This is a genomic window from Pontibacter litorisediminis, from assembly GCF_029360645.1.
Taxonomy (GTDB): Bacteria; Bacteroidota; Bacteroidia; order Cytophagales; family Hymenobacteraceae; genus Pontibacter; species Pontibacter litorisediminis.
The window spans coordinates 113,945-130,774 of sequence record NZ_JARDUA010000009.1; the positions used below are offsets into that span (position 1 = coordinate 113,945).

The following is a 16,830-nucleotide window of genomic DNA, read 5'->3' on the forward strand; positions in this document are numbered from 1 at the left end:
GTTTAAAGCATATAATATCATTCTGATATTTTTGTAAAGGTATATATTCGTGAGGAGTAGGCAAGTGTTATCTACTGCACTGCGTACTCAGGTACTTTATAGGGTATACTGTACAAATCCCGTTTTTTTCCGAACTTTGCGGAAGAGGCAACCTTCTAACATTCTAACATTCTAACTTACCTGTGTCCACGATCTACAAAAACTACCTGCTGCAGTCGGAGCCGAACAAGTTCAGCCAGGAGGCGCTGAAGGCCGGTGAGATGATTGTGAACATGGGGCCGCAGCACCCGAGCACGCACGGGGTACTGCGCCTGGAGGTGGTCACCGACGGGGAGATCATTCAGGAGGTGGTGCCGCACATCGGCTACCTGCACCGCTGTTTCGAGAAGCACGCCGAGAGTATGGCCTACAACCAGACCATCCCCTACGTAGACCGCATGGACTACCTGGCGGCCATGAACTCGGAGCACGTGTGGTGCATGGGCGTGGAGAAGCTGCTGGGCATTACGGATCAAATTCCGAAGCGGGTCGAGTACATCCGGGTGCTGGTAACGGAGCTGAACCGCATCGCCTCGCACTTTGTGGCCATCGGCACCTACGCCATCGATATCGGGGCTTTTACCCCGTTTCTGTGGCTGCTGCGCGACCGCGAACACATTCAGCGCTTGCTGGAGTGGGTATGCGGGGCGCGTATGCTCTACAACTACATTTGGGTGGGCGGTTTATACTATGACCTGCCGATTGGCTTTGAGGAGCGCTGCCGCGAGTTTATAGAGTACCTGCAGCCCAAGCTCGACGAGCTGGACACTATACTTCTGAGCAACAAAATCTTTATCGACCGCACAGCCAACGTGGGCATACTGCCGCTGGATGTGGCGATTAACTACGGTTGCTCCGGCCCCATGCTACGCGGCTCCGGCCTAAAGCACGACCTGCGCCGCGTGGACGGCTACAGCGTTTACCCCGAGCTGGAGTTTGATGTACCGATAGGGCAAGGCCTAGCCGGCACCACCGGCGACTGCTGGGACCGCAACTACGTGCGCGCCCTGGAGTGCCGCGAATCGGTTAAGATCATCCGCCAGTGCCTCGACCAACTTACGGGCGACCACAAACGCACCCCTGACTTTGACCCGCAGGCGGCCTGTCCCAAGAAGATGCGTATGACGGGAGCGCAGGAGTTATACTTTAGAGGTGAAACCCCACGTGGCGAGTTGGGCTACTACTTCCGCACCACCGACAAAAGCGACGTGCCGTTCCGGGCCAAAGGCCGCGCGCCAAGCTTTGTAAACCTTTCGGTACTGCCCGAAATAAGCCGCGGCTGCATGGTCGCCGACCTCATTGCCATTGTCGGTTCTGTGGATATCGTGTTGGGGGAAGTGGACAGGTAAGTATAAAGTTATACTTGCTTTTTGGCGCAAGAGTCCGTTTGTGCCTTTTCTTAGTCGCTGCTTTCTGCAGTTGGAACCAAGCTATCCGCTAGCGCGAGCTTGTAGATCGTGCTTTCCCTATTGCTACTGCTTTCCGTAGCTTGACACAAGCTATACTCTCTAGCCACTGTTCATCCTCCAGCCCCACTCACCTACAGTTGCACTTCATGCTATGGAGCTCTCCAGCCCGAGAGGGCTCGTCTTCGGGCATCGCGCTGGGAGCTTTTCCTTTGCTCCTGTGTCGCAATGCCTTTCAGGCACCGGAAAAACTCGCATAGGCGCTCAACCCAAAGACTGGGATCAGCTTTTAGTAGCCAGAGTTGATGGAGCTTCAGCCAAGTTGTGGGAGGATGACAATCGTTCACTAATTCCCCTCCTCGGAGGGGTTAGGGATGGGTTTATACTTGTGCCCATGCTACTCCAGCAACCATAGTACTTATACTTCAGCCAATGCAGCTACAGAGCTTCCCACCTAGGGGTAGGGGCCCTCGAAAAAGCCAAGGAGGGGCAGGGGTGGTTGGACTAGGATCGCAAAACATTCGTCCAATTTTAAGGATGGACTAGAGTAAACTTTCTGCCACTCATAGTAGGGAGTTCACTCCGAAACTATAAACTTGATTTAGAAAAAAAGCCTGCTTCATCAGCAGGCTTTTTACTTATCCGCGTTGCTCCTTCCAGATCTGGTTAAACGATTTCTTAGATGCTTGCAGCGGCTCGCGGCGCTTGCTCCAGGAGTCTTTCTGCACGTAGCGCAGCACGAAGTTCTTGAGGCTGGCCGGGGCCATGTTCATCAGGCGGCGGCTCTTCATGGCTTTTAGCCACAGCTTAATGGCTGTTTTCTCCTGGCTATCCACCATGCCCTGATCCACGCTCTGCTTGCGGTTTAGCAGCAGCAGGTTGTGGATGTTGATCTTAACCGGACAAACCGAGGTGCAGGCACCGCAGAGGGAGCTGGCAAAGCTCAGGTGCTTGTGCTCGGCCATTCCATCATAGTGTGGCGTGATGACAGAACCGATCGGGCCGCTGTAGGTAGTCTCATACGTATGGCCGCCGATGTTTTTGTATACCGGGCATACGTTGAGGCAGGCGCCGCAGCGGATGCAGTTCAGGGCCTCGCGCTTCTCGGGCAAGGCCAGCAGGTCGGTGCGGCCGTTGTCGAGCAGCACCACATACATCTCCTCCGGGCCGTCCTTTTCTTTGGCTTGGCGTGGGCCGGTGAAAATGGTGTTGTACACTGTTATCCCTTGTCCGGTGCCGCTGGTGCTCAGCAAGGGCCAGAACAGGTCCAGGTCCATAATGGAAGGGATCATCTTCTCGATGCCCACAATGGCGATATGCGTTTTTGGGAAGGCGGTGGAAAGACGGCCATTGCCCTCGTTCTCGGTTACGGCCACGCCGCCCACATCCGCAATCAGAAAGTTACCGCCTGTGATGCCTACCTCGGCCGACGTATACTTTTCGCGCAGCAGCCTGCGGGCCACGCCCACCAGTTCCTCAGCGTTATCGGTAGGAGGGATGCCCAGCTTGCGCACGAACAGGTCCCGGATGTCGGTCTTGGACATGTGCATGGCCGGCGTGACGATGTGGTAAGGCCGCTGCTCCGCCAGCTGTACTATGTACTCGCCCAGGTCTGTCTCTACTGTTTCGATGCCGTTCTTCTCCAGGTAATCGTTCAGGTGTATCTCCTCTGTCGTCATCGACTTGGATTTTACCACCGAACGCGCGCGCTTGCGCTTCATGATCTCACCGATCTCCTTCAAGGCCTCCTGCGTGTCGCGGGCCCAGATCACCTTGCCGCCGCGTGCCGTGAAGTTGGACTCGAACTCCATCAGATACTTGTCCAGGTTGTTGATGGTCTGGGTTTTTATATAGGAAGCACGCTCCCGTGCCAGCTCATGGTCGGAGTATTGGGTAAGGCCACGTTGCACAGCGGCATTGTACTTGCCGATGTTAAACTTGATGGTGGCGCGGTGGCCCTGGTCGAATGCTTTCGTCTCCGCGTCTTGCAGAAACTGTTTCAGTTTGCTCATGCTATATTCCCCCCTGCGTTTTCCTGGGCCGGCCCTACTTATGGCAGCCCCTATAAAAGAAAAACACCCTTAAAGTTAGGGTGTTTTTTTAAGAGTTAAAAAGTTAGAGAGTTTGGGAGTTAGAAAGTTAAAGAACCAAAAGCCCAGGTGTGATGCTACACTGCCTGCCTTGCGGCAAATAACCCTCTAACTCCTAAACCTTAGAACTATAAACTCAAAAGCTTATTTTTTATTGCTGTCTACCACGATTCTATTTTCGCGGTTGGCCAGCTCCCATGCCACGTGGAACGCCAGGCGTGCTACTTTCTCAGCGCTCTCATAAATGATCTTGTCCGGCTCGTCGCCTGGCTGGTGATAGTCGTCGTGCACGCCATTGAAGTAGAACACGATCGGAATACCGTTCTTGGCGAAGTTGTAATGGTCGGAGCGGTAGTAGAAGCGGTTCGGGTCGTTCTCGTCGTTAAAAGTATAGTCGAGCTTCAGGTTCACGTACTTCTGGTTCATCTCCTCGTTGATCTGGTGCAGCTCCGAAGAAAGCTTGTCGGCCCCGATCACATAGATGTAGTTGCTGTCGTTGGTCTTCTCATGCTCGTAGTCCATGCGGCCGATCATGTCGATGTTCACGTTGGCCACGGTGTTCTCTAGCGGGAAGATCGGGTTTTCAGAGTAATACTCCGAACCCAGCAGGCCTTTCTCCTCGCCGGTTACCGTCATAAACAGCACGCTGCGGCGCGGGCCGTAGCCGTCCTTCTTGGCCTGGGCAAACGCCTCCGCCAGCTCGATGACCGCCACCGTGCCGGATCCGTCGTCATTGGCGCCGTTGTAGATCTTATCGCCTTCCAGCGACTCGTCCACGCCTACGTGGTCGTAGTGTGCGGTTACAATAACAACCTCATCTTTTTTATCGGTGCCTTCCACAAAGCCCAGCACGTTCTCCGTTGGCAGCGGCTCAGAGGTTCTGCTCATCAGGATTCTGATATCAGAGGCAGGCTTATAGGCGACGGTTGCTGCATTTTGCTGCAGTTTCTCCGGGGTAGTGCCCAGTATGGCGGCGCCTACGGTTGGTGTGGCAAAGATAGTGGCTGGGCGGTCGCTGGTGCTGCCCTGCTGTGAGATGGAAGGCTGCGACAGGCGGTGCGAGAAACGGTCTGCCATGCCGCGGTACTCCTCGGCGCCCAGCACGTACACCACGCCTTTGGCGCCTGCTTCTTCCGCAGCGGCAGAGAAGCCGCGCATCTTAGTCTGCATCTCGGCCGGTGTCAGCAGCGTTACGATCAGTTTGCCGTTAGCGCCTTTCTCTGCAATTTGTGCGGCATCCGCCACATAAACAGCCTCTACGCCTTGCTCTGTCGTGAAAGGGGAGGAGCCGAATGGGAAGAAGTCCTGCATCATCAGGTACTTCTCCTTGCCCACCGTGATGTGGCCCTCGCCCCAGGTGCTTTTCTGCAGGTCGAACGTCTGGTAGTATGGGTTGGCGCTGTTGCTCTTCACCGGCCCCATCAGGCCATCTTCCCGGAATTCACGGGCGATGTACTCAGCGGCCATTTTCTGGCCTTTCTCGCCGGTGTTACGGCCTTCGTACTCATCAGAGGCGATGATGTGGAGGTGCTTCGAAAGATCTGCCGCTGTGATAGTTTCGGCATACTTTGGGGCTGCCTCGCTTAGCTTGGCTGAGTCGGTGGTGGGGTTACTGGCGCTAGGGCCCTTGGCGCAACCGTAGCCTATGGTGGCCAGCAACAGGGCAGCGTAGAGATTATGTCTCTTCATGGTTTAGTTTAGGTGTTTTATTAAATATAAGTACAGGTTAGATGCTTACTTGTGTGGCAGGTTTAATTTACGGGGCTTATTCCTTCACGATCAGGACCGTGGCAAAGGCCGCCACACCCTCCTTTTTGCCCACAAAACCCAACTGCTCGGTGGTAGTGGCTTTAATGGAGATATCCTCCTCCGGAATGCCCATCACCTCGGCCAGGCACGTTTTCATGGCCGGGATGTGCGGGTTCACCTTCGGCTCCTGCAGGCATACGGTAGAATCGATGTTGCCGATCGCGTAGCCTTCGCGGGACAGTAGGTGCACTACCTCTTTCAGCAGGATCTTAGAGTCGATGCCTTTATACTTGGGGTCCTTGTCGGAGAAGTGGAAGCCAATGTCGCGCATGTTGGCCGCGCCTAGCAGCGCGTCGCAGATCACATGTATCAGCACATCCGCATCGGAATGGCCCAGGGCACCGTGCGTGTGCGGAACCTTGATGCCGCCGAGCCAGAAGTCGAGCCCTTCCTGCAGCTGGTGCACGTCGTAGCCGAAGCCGGTTCTTATTTTCAATTTCATAGTTAAGTAATCCGAAGAATAAATGAAGTATAAAGCCTGAACGTAAATAGGCTTAAAAAGTAAATCTAAGCTAAAAATACGATTATGCGCCACAGCCAAGGCTGTTTTTTGGAAGTGTGGGAACGAAGCGGAGCAGCAGCGTCTAAAAAAAGCGCCTGCTAAAGTATAGCAGGCGCTTGGTTTAAATGTCAGTAGCTTTCTCCGGTTAGGCTTCTATTTCAGCCAGCGAAGGGTAGTCGATGTAGCCTTTCTCGCCTGGAACGTAAAACGTGTTAGGGTCAGCCTCCTGCAGCTCTGCACCCTGCTCAAAGCGCTCCGGCAGGTCGGGGTTGGCGATAAACGGCACACCATAGGCCACTAGGTCTGCGTTGCCCTCTTCTATTACCTCATTGCCGGTTTCCTGCGTAAATCCGCCGTTAATGATCATGTTGCCTTTATACTTGGGGCGGTAGCGCTTGGCAATGTGTTTTTCAATAAACGGAACCTCATAGTTGGCCGGCGAAGCCTCAGTCAGGTGCAAATAAGCCAGGTTATACTTGTTCAGCTGCTCCACAATGTAGTCGAAAGTCGGGATCGTGTCCTCGTTAACCGTGATGCCGAAGCCGCCGTGCAGGCTGGGGTTCAGGCGCACGCCTACCCGTTCAACCGGTACTACCTCCTTAACGGCGTCCAGCACCTCAAACAGGATGCGGGCGCGGTTCTCTATGGAGCCGCCGTACGCATCGGTGCGGGTGTTGGCGGTGCTCACGAAGAACTGGTGCAGCAGGTAACCGTTGGAGGCATGCACTTCCACACCGTCGAAGCCGGCAGCCATGGCATTTTTTGCCGCGCTCCTGTAGTCCTGCACAATCTGCTGTATCTCTGGCACGGTCAGCGCACGCGGTGTTTCCGTGTCTTTAAAGCCTTGCGGCGTAAAGGCCTTGGCTTTCGGGTTGATGGCAGATGGCGCTACCGGCAAGTCGCCACCGTGGAAGTCAGGGTGCGACATCCGGCCCACGTGCCACAGCTGCAGGAATATTTTACCGCCCTCGGCATGCACGGCCTCAGTTACTTTCTTCCAGCCGGCTACTTGCTCCTGGCTGTAGATGCCGGGCGTGTTGATGTAGCCTACGCCCTGCTTTGAGATCTGCGATCCCTCTGAGATGATGAGCCCGGCGCCGGCGCGCTGGGTGTAGTAGGTCACCATGAGGTCATTCGGTATATTTCCTTCGTTGTCGGCGCGGCTGCGCGTCATGGGGGCCATCACGACCCGGTTCTTTAGCTCCAGGCCGTGGAGATTTATCGGTCTTAAAAGTGGTTGTGACATGTTGATTGTTAGCTTGTTTATTGTTAGTTGTTGAAATGCTAGTGAGCAAACCATTCAGTTATTCACTCATGCACTCATTCAAAATTGATTTTAGTCCCAGTCAGGGGCAAAGGATGGGTTCACCACACGCAGGTTGTCTCGCTTCAGCTGGTCTATCTGGGCTACCTCCTCCTGTGTCAGCTCAAAATCAAACACATCGATGTTGGAAGCGAGGCGGGCTGCCTTTGAGGTTCTTGGGATGGCCAGCACGTTGTCCTGCTGCATCAGCCAGCGTAGCGTTACCTGCACCTCGTTCTTGCCATACTTCTCGGCGATGCCTTTAAGTACCGGGTTCCCCAGCACCTCGCCCTGCGCAATGGGGCTGTAGGCCGTAAGCGTAAGGTTGTGCTGCTGCAGGTAAGTATAAAGCTTCTCCTGGTTGATGAGCGGGTGATACTCTACCTGGTTGGTGATGATGTCAGCACCGGTGGCCAGCACCTGGTCAAGAAGGTGGGTAGGGTGGTTGCTGACCCCGATATACTTCGTATAACCTTTCTCCTGCGCCTTCATCAGTTCCTCCATGTACTCAGCCACCGGCACGCCAGCGTTTGGCCAGTGGATCAGCAGCAGGTCCACATAATCCGTCTTCAGCTTTTGAAGGCTCTGCTCCACGGAGGGCAAAAAGTCTTTCTTGGCCAAGCTCTCGCGCCATACTTTGGTGGTCAGGAAAATATCCTGACGGGCTACGCCTGAGGCCCCGATGGCACGACCCACACCCTCTTCGTTTCTATAGATCTGCGCTGTGTCGATGTGGCGGTATCCTTCGGAAAGGGCTGCCTGTGTCATCTCAAATGCTTTGCTGTCTTCCAGTTGGAAAGTCCCCAGCCCTAAGGCCGGTATCGTCGCTCCTTTTATCTTGATGTGTTTCATATTCAATGTATGTGCATTATTTGTCTATACAAGTGTTGGGTGAAAAAAATATTAGCCTCGTAATTTGTCGAGCATGTTGCTTACCAGAACAGCCTCCTCCTCCGAAAGGTTATGGAAACGCTCCATTAAGTTCGGGAATTGAGCATCGACTTCCTGCAGCTTTTTCAGGCCGCTACCGGTAATGCGCACCTCAATCATGCGGCGGTTAGTCTGGCAGATATCGCGGGTCACGTAGCCTTTCTCAATTAACTTATCGATAAGGCGGGTAACATTGGAGTTGCGGTCCACCATGCGGTTCTGGATATCGCCAAAGCACACCGGCTCCGGGTGCTGCCCACGCAGAATTGCCAGCACGTTATGCTGCTGCAGGGTAAGGCCCAGCCCTTTAAAGAAAGGGAGCAGCTGCTGGTTCAGCCAGTTGTTCGTGAACAGCAGGTTCGCCATCAACCGACGGTAATCGTCCTTAAACGCCTTCTGGTGTATTTCGTCCTCAATCCTCATGTTGTCGCAAAGGTAAGATAAACACTTGTATATACAAGAGTTGGCAAAAAAGGTTTAGGAACGCTCCGTAATGTGCACTGTGCGGGAACAGAAGACACGATTCATCCCGAGCTTTACTTTAGGGTTAAAAACCGTAGATTCCATAGTTGGCTATTGTCAGCCGATGCGGTTTAGCGGTGAAGGGACTTCCGTTCCGCATTCCTGTTCCAGGTAGTACGGATGTTACGCAGGGCGCAGGAAGAACTCCTTCGTTTTAGGCTTTAGCACTTTCCTGAAAATGCTTGTGCCAGAGCAAGTGGGGGAACTCATGGCTTACTTCCTGCAGTTTCTTCACATAGTATTAGTCCCTTGTGCAATTGCCGGTGAAGGAGTTAAAGGTCAGGGGAAGTTCTTGATTTCCGTACATTACCTCATGGCAACAGAAGAATACAAAAACTCACGCTCCGCATTCACAAGCCCACGGAAGCCAAATATTACTTAGGTTATGTTGCCGAAACTATCCAGCACCACTTCCCCCTCAAATCACCGTTTACTGTTATGATAATGATAGTTCACCAACTAAAAGCAGCCTTTTACCCTCAATTTCTTTCCATTGTCTAAAAAGGAGATGTACTAACCTGTGTTAAAGTAGTGCTACTTCGTAAGGGGATACTAAATATTAGAGTACAATAATCTTTAGATTTTGGTACCCCAGCAAAGTACAGCAGACAAACCGCAAAAGCCTATGAAAAACTCTACTTAACCTACCCTAGCATGATGCTTCCCATTCTCCAGTAGTTAAGCATCAGCTGAAATCAATCTTATATAAATGCTTTTTATCTAAACGCGGTGAAGCCATAGATTCATCTGCATGGCCTCGCTTTGACTTTATTGTTTAATTACTCTTTTACAAAACGCTATGAAAAAAAACTACGCTTACACAATTCCTGAAAATCAAACATGCTTTACCTCCTTGCGGCTTTGCCGCATCTTTGCTCTTAGCCTCTTATGTCTTTTGTTATACCCGGTTGCGGGCCTTCAAGCAAATATGAGAGCCAACAGTAATGCTGTAGCGGATCAATTATCAGTAATCATTGAAAACTATCGTAGCCCAGGATATATTAGTTGCGACAATAAAGAAGTTACCCTTATAGCTGTGTCTTACCTGAACGGGAATGTTACCAAAGAAGGTATTTCCTATAACTGGGCCGGGCCTGATGGTTTCACATCGACTGCAGACAAAGTTGTTGCGACAGAAGCCGGTGAATACCAAGTCACCATCAGAAACGCTGCGGGCTTATCCGCTTCTACAAAGTATATGGTAAGAGGCATTGATGGTGCTGCAGGTGAAGACAAAGTACTCAGACGCACAGACTCCTTTATAGAATTGGAAGCCAGTACTTGGGGTTTGTTTATTTCACCTTCCTGGACAGCAAGCGACGGTGGCAATATAGTTTATGGTGCAGATACCTTTACCCCACTCGTCAATGCACCAGGCACCTACACCTTAACGCTTACAAGCCAAACTACTGGCTGCACCATGCAGGATCAGGTGGTTGTAACCAGTGAGAATGTCCCACTTGAGGATTTCGAAGCCAGGATTGATAAATTAACACCAAAGGTTCTTAAATGTACTCATCCTACTACATCACTTTCGGGTTATGCCTGGGTAAACTCTAATCAAGTGTATAGAGGTCTTGATTATGAGTGGTATGGCCCTGACGGATTCATATCGAATGAAATGTCTATCACGGTATCCTTGGCCGGTGATTATATTCTGACCTTAACAGATCAGATAAGCGGAACTTCCGACTCCGACACAGTCACAGTATCAGGTCCTAATTATCCAACTGGCAGCGCAGGTCCTGACAAAAAGCTAACATGCAAGAACAGTACCGTCACCTTAGAAGGTTCTGGTAGCCAACAGGTAGTGTGGTTTGCCAGTGATGGAGGAAACATTGTATCCGGCGCACAAACGCTTTCACCTGTTGTGGATGCCCCGGGAACCTATACAATGGTAATCACGGGTATATCAAGCGGATGTAAGTTTGAGGATGTTGTAATGGTAACTCGCGAGGAAGAGCTTACAGTAAGCGCCACAGGCGGCAAGCTGGACTGTACCACTTCTTCTGTACAACTTACGGCCTCATCCGATAAAGAAGGCTTAACCTACAGTTGGACCGGCCCCAACGGCTATACCTCTACCGAGCAGAATCCTATAGTTTCGGTGGCTGGTGACTATACCGTTACAGTGGCAAACCCTGAAACGGGCTGTACCGCCACCCGAACAGTTGTAGTAACACCAGAATCCACTGAGCTACTTGTAGAAAGGTGCCTGATCGATTTCAACGAAGAAAAGAAAGGATTGATCTCAACCATTAATACAGAATTAGGCCCTGTGGCTGTGGTGGGTAGAAAACGTAACGAAGGTTACCCAATCTCCTTCGCTCCGGAAAATCACGCCGCTATCTTCGACTCTCAGGCACCTACCGGCGATGATGCAGACCTTTACACCAGGGACTGGGGAAATGTGCTGATAGTAAACAAAGATTTGTCTGACGTTCCGGATGATAACCAGTGGGGCGGAGAACTGATTTTGGATTTCTCAGCCATAGGCCCTGTCACCATGGAATCGGTAAAAGTACTTGATATTGATGCGTATGAGGATGAGTCATGGGTGTACCTGTATGATGGAGAGGATAAAAAGATAAACAGCTTCAAGCTAAAAGCTTTAGGCAACAACAGCCAGCAAACCCAAAGCTTAGGCAACACAATGGGCGTAATGAAAATGAAAGTTGTATTTGATGGCAAAAGGGATCCATCAAGACTATCCGGTTCAGGTGCCATAGACGACATTAGATTCTATAAACAAGAAGTGGTAGCAAGCCCTTGCCAGAATGTACTGCAGCAGGAGGCGCTACAGGCCATAGCCTATCCTACTACCTTCAGCGACAAGGCAACCGTTCAGTTCACGTTGCAGGATACCGGAGACTATAGCGTGAACCTTTACGACACCCAGGGCAACCTTGTAAAGGAGCTGAGAACTGGTACAGCTATGGCTAATGAGCAGATTAGAATTGAGGTTGAAGCAGGTAACTTGAAGGAGGGCATGTACCTGGCCCGGATCGTGAGCCCTGCCGGCAGCAAGACACTAAAACTGATACTGAAGCGATAGCTATGGATTAGCGGTGTTGCGAAACATCATCGCCATGTTTAACAAGGATTTTATAGCAAATTGGGCTTTACTCCTGAACAACCGCTCTATACTGAGTTTATGCCCACTTAGCTCTAGCATCTACTGTGCAATGAATACTGTTGCAAAGATGCCCTGCATGCCATAGAAAGAGCCGATTTGCGCCGCTGAAGGGCAGCATGAGAGCGATTAATTAAGCCAAAAAGGCGCCTCGGGATATTCCGGAGGCGCCTTTTTAGTTTATTAGCCTGGGGTGAACTGTGCTTACAAAGTAAATCCTGGCTCGGTTAGGAGTGACTAGTCCCAGTAGGGTATCCCTGTCTGTTCCTGCCCATCGGCAGCGAAAACAAGCTTTTGCTCCTGGTTTCCCTGCTCCAGCTCTACCTGATAGAGGGTGTTGCCTTCCTGCACCAGCACATCGGCGTCATCAACCCTAAACCCGGCGTAGTTCTGGTTGATGGAGGCCTTTACTGCTTCGGGCAGCTCTGCCTCCGGCAAGTCATACTTGTGCTTTAGCAGGTTGCCCGAGGCGCTGAACAAGGCGTCATGCTCCACGGTGGCTACGTCAAAATCCGCCTCGTAGTCTTCTCCTTTTTTCTCCCACTCCACGTGCTGGGCATCGGCAAATGTGCTGCCGAAGGTTTCTTTTACGGCGGCAGGCACGTCCCCAGGCTTTACATCATCGCTGTTTTTGTCGCAGGCAAACAGGGAGCCGCTCAGGAACAGAAGAGCAATTACTGTTGATTTCATAAGTTACGCTTTTAAGGTTAAACAATGAGCCAAAGCTATAACCTGAATCTGAAGCAATACTGGAGCAAATCTGAAGCAATTCTGGAGATGGGCGGATGGGATGGATTTTTAACACCGAGTCTATTGCCAACCACCCCTGCCCCTCCGAGGAGGGGAACTAGCAGGCGATTATAATCCTCTAACAACTTAGCTGAAGCTCCGTCAGCAGCAGCTATCGTACTTGTTCCCAGTCTTTGGGTTGAGCGCCTTGTGAGATCCGGTGCCCGAAGGGCAGCGCCTTGGCGCAGGAGGGAACACAGCGCGATGCCCGAAGACGAGCCCTCTCGGGCTTGAGAGCAGAAAGTATGAAATGCAACTGTAGGCATGTAAGGCCGTGGATGAAAAGGAGCTAGTAAGGACAGCCTGAGTCTGGTGGCAGGAAATAGGGCTAATAGCGGCACAAGCGGACGCTTGCGCCAGAGAAGTATGAAGATAGCAAAGGATAAGTAGGGCTTTTCAAGCCAGTTGAGTCTCAGACTCAACATCATTAGTAAGTCCCAAATCAAAAGATTTGCGGCAGGAGGACTGGCAAGTATAAAGTGTAGTTCACGCGGAACTGAAAATCCGCAGCAGAGAGGTTCCAGACATGGATGTCCGAAACAGCGGGAGAGGCATAGGCAGAAGATGAACAGTGCTTACCTTGGCAAAGCTTCTAAAACAAGTAGGGCTGCCATACTTGGCAGCCCTACGCTTGTCTCTTATCTTAAACCTCAGCCTCCACCGGCTGCTCCTTCTTCTCCGCCTTGTACAATAAGGTAGAGCAGTTGGTCTTGCGCAGCACCTCCTGGGCGCAGCGCTGAATGTCGTCTGGCGTGACAGCCTGTACTTTCTCGCCCTCCTGATTGATGAGGTTGGCGTCGCCAAGCAGTTTGCTGTAGGCCAGGTTCATGGCGCGGTTCAGCAGCTCGATCTCGGAGAACACGATGCTGGTCTCGGCCTGGTTCTTTACCTTGTTCAGTTCCTCCTCGTCCACACGGGTATCTATGAGCTCCTGTACTACAGCCTCAATGGCCACGTTGGCCTCCTGCAGGTCCACGCCCTCGTTCAGCTTGCCCTGGATGATGAGCAGGCCCGGCTCCACGCTTCCGGTAACAGAGGCCGAAATGGAGTTGAACAGTTTCTGCTCCTTCACCAGTCGCTCGTACAGGCGGCTCGACTTGCCCCGTCCCAGGATGTCGCTGATCAGGTCAACGGCGTGGTAGTCGGGGTGCTGGCGGCCCGGCATGTGGTAGGCTTTGTAAATGGCGCTGAGCGGTACGTCTGAGCTTACTTCCAGCACGCGCTCCTCCGTCTGCCGCGGCTCCTCCTGTAGCTGGCGCTCATACTTCTCGCCGGCCGGTATGGGGCCAAACCATTTCTCCGTTAGCTCCTTCGCCCGCTCAAACGTCACGTTGCCGGCCACCACCAATACGGCGTTACTAGGCGAGTAGTGCTTTTTAAAGAAGGCTTTCACAATATCCATAGAGGCCTCCTCGATGTGGGCGATCTCCTTGCCGATAGTGGCCCACTTATAGGAGTGCTCCTTATAAGCCAGCGGGCGCAGCTTCAGCCACACGTCACCGTAAGGCTGGTTCAGGTAATTCTGCTTAAACTCCTCTACCACCACTTTGCGCTGCACCTCCAGGCCATTCTCGCTGAAGGCAAGCTCCAGCATGCGGTCCGACTCTAGCCAAAAGCCCGTCTCCAGGTTCTGCGCCGGCAGCGACAGGTAATAGTTGGTGATGTCGGGGCTGGTGAAGGCGTTGTTCTCGCCGCCCACGCGCTGCAGGGGCTCATCATACACGGGGATATTTTTGGACCCGCTGAACATCAAATGCTCGAACAGATGCGCAAAACCGGTATGGGCCTCCTCCTCATCGCGCGAGCCCACGTCGTACAGCACGTTCAGCACGGCCATCGGCGAGGTATGGTCCTCATGCACGATCACGCGCAGGCCGTTGTCCAGGGTAAATTCTTTAAACGCTATCATATCTTAATTGCTCAATTGCTGGATTACTAAATTGTTTGGGAACACTACAAGGAAGCTCTACCTGAGATTCCTTCCAGACACTACCCTAATTATACTTTAAACGCCAGCTGCGGCTATACTTTATACTTTACAGGTATAGAATATAGAGACTTTTGTGTCTTTGCTTGCAGCCTTTGCAGGTTTTCTGTAGCTTTTGCTCGCCAAGGCGGGAGGTGTAGCCTCCCTGCCAGGTGGCTCTGGCCCACCTGAACAAAAGTATAAATTAATGGCATACCTTGCAGGGGCCTTGCCAATACTTTAACCCGACAAACTATAACGAGGTTTTCATAAAAGTGATGAATTATAACCGCAAAGAGTATTCTGAAGAGGAGCTGATCAAACTGTACCGCGCCCTGCTGAAGCCGCGCATGATTGAGGAACGCATGCTGGTGCTGCTGCGCCAGGGGCGTGTGAGCAAGTGGTTCTCCGGCATTGGGCAGGAGGCGATCTCGGTTGGATCGGCCCTGGCCCTAAATCCGGATGAGTACATTCTGCCGCTGCACCGCAACCTGGGCGTGTTCACGAGCCGGGACATGGACCTGGGCCGCCTGTTTGCGCAGTTCCAGGGCAAGACCCACGGCTTTACCAAAGGCCGCGACCGCTCTTTCCACTTCGGCACCAACGAGCACCACATTGTGGGCATGATCTCACACCTGGGCCCGCAACTGGCCGTGGCCGACGGCATTGCCCTAGCCGATTTGCTGGAGAACAAGGAGAAGGTGACGCTGGTGTTCAGTGGCGACGGCGGTGCCTCGGAGGGCGATTTCCATGAGGCGCTGAACGTGGCCGCCGTCTGGAGCCTGCCGGTTATCTTCCTCATCGAGAATAACGGGTATGGGCTGTCTACGCCGAGCAACGAGCAATTCAGGTTCAAGCATTTTATCGACAAAGGGCCGGCTTACGGCATGGATGCCTTACAGATTGACGGCAACAACATCCTGGAAGTATACGACACCGTGCGGCAGGCAGCGGCCAGCATCCGCAAGAACCCGCGCCCGATGCTCATCGAGGCGATTACCTTTAGGATGCGCGGCCACGAGGAAGCCAGTGGCACCAAGTATGTGCCGCAGGAACTGTTTGAAAAATGGGCCAAGAAAGACCCCGTGGAAAACTTTGAGCGCTACCTGCTCGATGAGCTGGTGCTGACGCAGAAAGTCATGGAAAGTATAAAGCAGGAGCTGAAGGCAGAGATAGAGGAGGGGCTGCAGACAGCTTTTGCTGAGCCAATGCCGGAAGCTAACCGCGAGCAGGAGTTGGCCGACATGTACAAGCCTTTTGAGCAGGAGGTGATACAACCAGCCTCAGAGGCTAAAACCGAGCGCCGCTTTGTGGACGCCATTTCCGACGGGCTTCGCCAAAGTATGGAGCGCTACCCGGAACTGGTGCTCATGGGGCAGGACATTGCCGAGTATGGCGGCGTGTTCAAAATCACCGAGGGCTTTGTGGATAAGTTCGGCAAAGACAGGGTTCGCAACACCCCGCTGTGCGAGTCGGCGATATTGGGCATTGGCCTGGGGCTTTCGGTGCGCGGGCAGAAAAGCATGGTGGAGATGCAGTTTGCCGATTTTGTGAGCGCCGGCTTCAGCCAAATCGTGAATAACCTGGCCAAGAGCCACTACCGCTGGGGCCAAAACGCCGATGTGGTGGTGCGCATGCCAACAGGGGCCGGCACAGCAGCCGGGCCGTTCCACTCGCAAAGCAACGAGGCCTGGTTCTTCCACACGCCGGGGCTGAAGATCGTCTACCCATCCTCGCCCTACGATGCCAAGGGCCTGCTGAATGCCGCCATCGAAGACCCGAACCCGGTGATGTACTTTGAGCACAAGCTGCTCTACCGCTCTATTTCGCAGGAGATTCCGGATGATTATTACACCGTGGAGATCGGTAAGGCCAAAACGGTGGCCGAAGGCGACGACCTGACCATCATTACCTACGGCATGGGCGTACATTGGGCCAAGCAGCTGCAGCAGGAGCTAACCGATGCCAGCATTGAGATCCTGGACCTGCGCTCGCTCCTGCCCTGGGACAAGGAAGCGGTGCGTGCCGCCGTGGAGAAGACCGGCCGCGTGATCATCCTGCACGAAGACACGATGACTGGCGGCATAGGCGGGGAGATAGCCGCCTGGATAAGCGAGCACTGCTTTGAGCTGCTGGATGCACCGGTGGCCCGCGTAGCCAGTCTGGACACGGCGGTGCCGTTTGCGCCGCCGCTGGAGCAGGAGTTTTTGCCAAGGCAGCGCCTGCGCCAGAAAGCAGAGGCCATGCTAAACTACTAAAGCTCAGAAAGCAGCATCATGTACGCTTTGGTAGTATGTGGTGCTGTTTTTGTGTTTAAACTATTTAAGACAGAATAATATTA

The 16,830-nt window shown here is 52.8% G+C and carries 11 protein-coding genes; 3 read left to right on the top strand and 8 right to left on the bottom strand.

The window, feature by feature from the left end; genetic code table 11:
- The first annotated feature begins 182 nt into the window (after window positions 1-182).
- Window positions 183-1,388 carry an NADH-quinone oxidoreductase subunit D gene (locus tag PXG97_RS20015; protein WP_276499617.1) on the top strand — a complete coding sequence of 402 codons (1,206 nt, stop codon included), beginning with the start codon at window positions 183-185 and terminating at the stop codon, window positions 1,386-1,388.
- 695 nt (window positions 1,389-2,083) lie between these two features.
- On the opposite strand, the gene PXG97_RS20020 is transcribed toward PXG97_RS20015, so the two are convergent.
- The 6 genes from PXG97_RS20020 to PXG97_RS20045 all read right to left on the bottom strand — a co-directional run bounded on the left by PXG97_RS20020 (window position 2,084) and on the right by PXG97_RS20045 (window position 8,502).
- Window positions 2,084-3,457, bottom strand: coding sequence for a LutB/LldF family L-lactate oxidation iron-sulfur protein (locus tag PXG97_RS20020; protein ID WP_276499618.1), 1,374 nt, complete (start codon window positions 3,455-3,457; stop codon window positions 2,084-2,086).
- 222 nt (window positions 3,458-3,679) lie between these two features.
- On the bottom strand, window positions 3,680-5,224 hold the full coding sequence (locus tag PXG97_RS20025) for a M28 family peptidase (RefSeq protein ID WP_276499619.1): 1,545 nt from the start codon (window positions 5,222-5,224) through the stop codon (window positions 3,680-3,682).
- A 76-nt stretch (window positions 5,225-5,300) separates the two neighbouring features.
- Window positions 5,301-5,786 carry a 2-C-methyl-D-erythritol 2,4-cyclodiphosphate synthase gene (gene ispF / locus PXG97_RS20030; RefSeq protein WP_276499620.1) on the bottom strand — a complete coding sequence of 162 codons (486 nt, stop codon included), beginning with the start codon at window positions 5,784-5,786 and terminating at the stop codon, window positions 5,301-5,303.
- 205 nt (window positions 5,787-5,991) lie between these two features.
- Window positions 5,992-7,092 carry an alkene reductase gene (locus tag PXG97_RS20035; RefSeq protein WP_276499621.1) on the bottom strand — a complete coding sequence of 367 codons (1,101 nt, stop codon included), beginning with the start codon at window positions 7,090-7,092 and terminating at the stop codon, window positions 5,992-5,994.
- Between the two features lie 90 nt (window positions 7,093-7,182).
- The gene (locus tag PXG97_RS20040) at window positions 7,183-8,001 is read right to left on the bottom strand and encodes an aldo/keto reductase (protein WP_276499622.1); all 819 of its coding nucleotides are present in this window, start codon (window positions 7,999-8,001) and stop codon (window positions 7,183-7,185) included.
- A gap of 51 nt (window positions 8,002-8,052) precedes the next feature.
- Window positions 8,053-8,502, bottom strand: a complete 450-nt coding sequence (locus PXG97_RS20045; RefSeq protein ID WP_276499623.1) for a MarR family winged helix-turn-helix transcriptional regulator — start codon at window positions 8,500-8,502, stop codon at window positions 8,053-8,055.
- A gap of 898 nt (window positions 8,503-9,400) precedes the next feature.
- On the opposite strand from PXG97_RS20045, the gene PXG97_RS20050 reads away from it, so the two are divergent.
- The gene (locus tag PXG97_RS20050; RefSeq protein ID WP_276499624.1) at window positions 9,401-11,656 is read left to right on the top strand and encodes a T9SS type A sorting domain-containing protein; all 2,256 of its coding nucleotides are present in this window, start codon (window positions 9,401-9,403) and stop codon (window positions 11,654-11,656) included.
- A gap of 315 nt (window positions 11,657-11,971) precedes the next feature.
- Here the strand turns inward: PXG97_RS20050 and PXG97_RS20055 are convergent, their stop codons facing one another.
- On the bottom strand, window positions 11,972-12,424 hold the full coding sequence (locus PXG97_RS20055) for a PepSY-like domain-containing protein (protein ID WP_276499625.1): 453 nt from the start codon (window positions 12,422-12,424) through the stop codon (window positions 11,972-11,974).
- 742 nt (window positions 12,425-13,166) lie between these two features.
- On the bottom strand, window positions 13,167-14,432 hold the full coding sequence (locus tag PXG97_RS20060) for a M16 family metallopeptidase (protein ID WP_276499626.1): 1,266 nt from the start codon (window positions 14,430-14,432) through the stop codon (window positions 13,167-13,169).
- 335 nt (window positions 14,433-14,767) lie between these two features.
- Here PXG97_RS20060 and PXG97_RS20065 point away from each other — a divergent pair, with 335 nt between their 5' ends.
- Complete coding sequence (locus PXG97_RS20065; RefSeq protein WP_276499627.1) at window positions 14,768-16,747, top strand: alpha-ketoacid dehydrogenase subunit alpha/beta; 1,980 nt, start codon at window positions 14,768-14,770, stop codon at window positions 16,745-16,747.
- The last annotated feature ends 83 nt before the right edge of the window (window positions 16,748-16,830 follow it).

Excerpts from the sequence above, each read along its gene's own strand:
- PXG97_RS20020 (WP_276499618.1), bottom strand. The coding sequence starts at position 3,457 with ATGAGCAAACTGAAACAGTTTCTGCAAGACGCGGAGACGAAAGCATTC.
- PXG97_RS20025 (WP_276499619.1), bottom strand. The coding sequence starts at position 5,224 with ATGAAGAGACATAATCTCTACGCTGCCCTGTTGCTGGCCACCATAGGC.
- ispF (WP_276499620.1), bottom strand. The coding sequence starts at position 5,786 with ATGAAATTGAAAATAAGAACCGGCTTCGGCTACGACGTGCACCAGCTG.
- PXG97_RS20035 (WP_276499621.1), bottom strand. The coding sequence starts at position 7,092 with ATGTCACAACCACTTTTAAGACCGATAAATCTCCACGGCCTGGAGCTA.
- PXG97_RS20040 (WP_276499622.1), bottom strand. The coding sequence starts at position 8,001 with ATGAAACACATCAAGATAAAAGGAGCGACGATACCGGCCTTAGGGCTG.
- PXG97_RS20045 (WP_276499623.1), bottom strand. The coding sequence starts at position 8,502 with ATGAGGATTGAGGACGAAATACACCAGAAGGCGTTTAAGGACGATTAC.
- PXG97_RS20050 (WP_276499624.1), top strand. The coding sequence starts at position 9,401 with ATGAAAAAAAACTACGCTTACACAATTCCTGAAAATCAAACATGCTTT.
- PXG97_RS20055 (WP_276499625.1), bottom strand. The coding sequence starts at position 12,424 with ATGAAATCAACAGTAATTGCTCTTCTGTTCCTGAGCGGCTCCCTGTTT.
- PXG97_RS20060 (WP_276499626.1), bottom strand. The coding sequence starts at position 14,432 with ATGATAGCGTTTAAAGAATTTACCCTGGACAACGGCCTGCGCGTGATC.
- PXG97_RS20065 (WP_276499627.1), top strand. The coding sequence starts at position 14,768 with ATGAATTATAACCGCAAAGAGTATTCTGAAGAGGAGCTGATCAAACTG.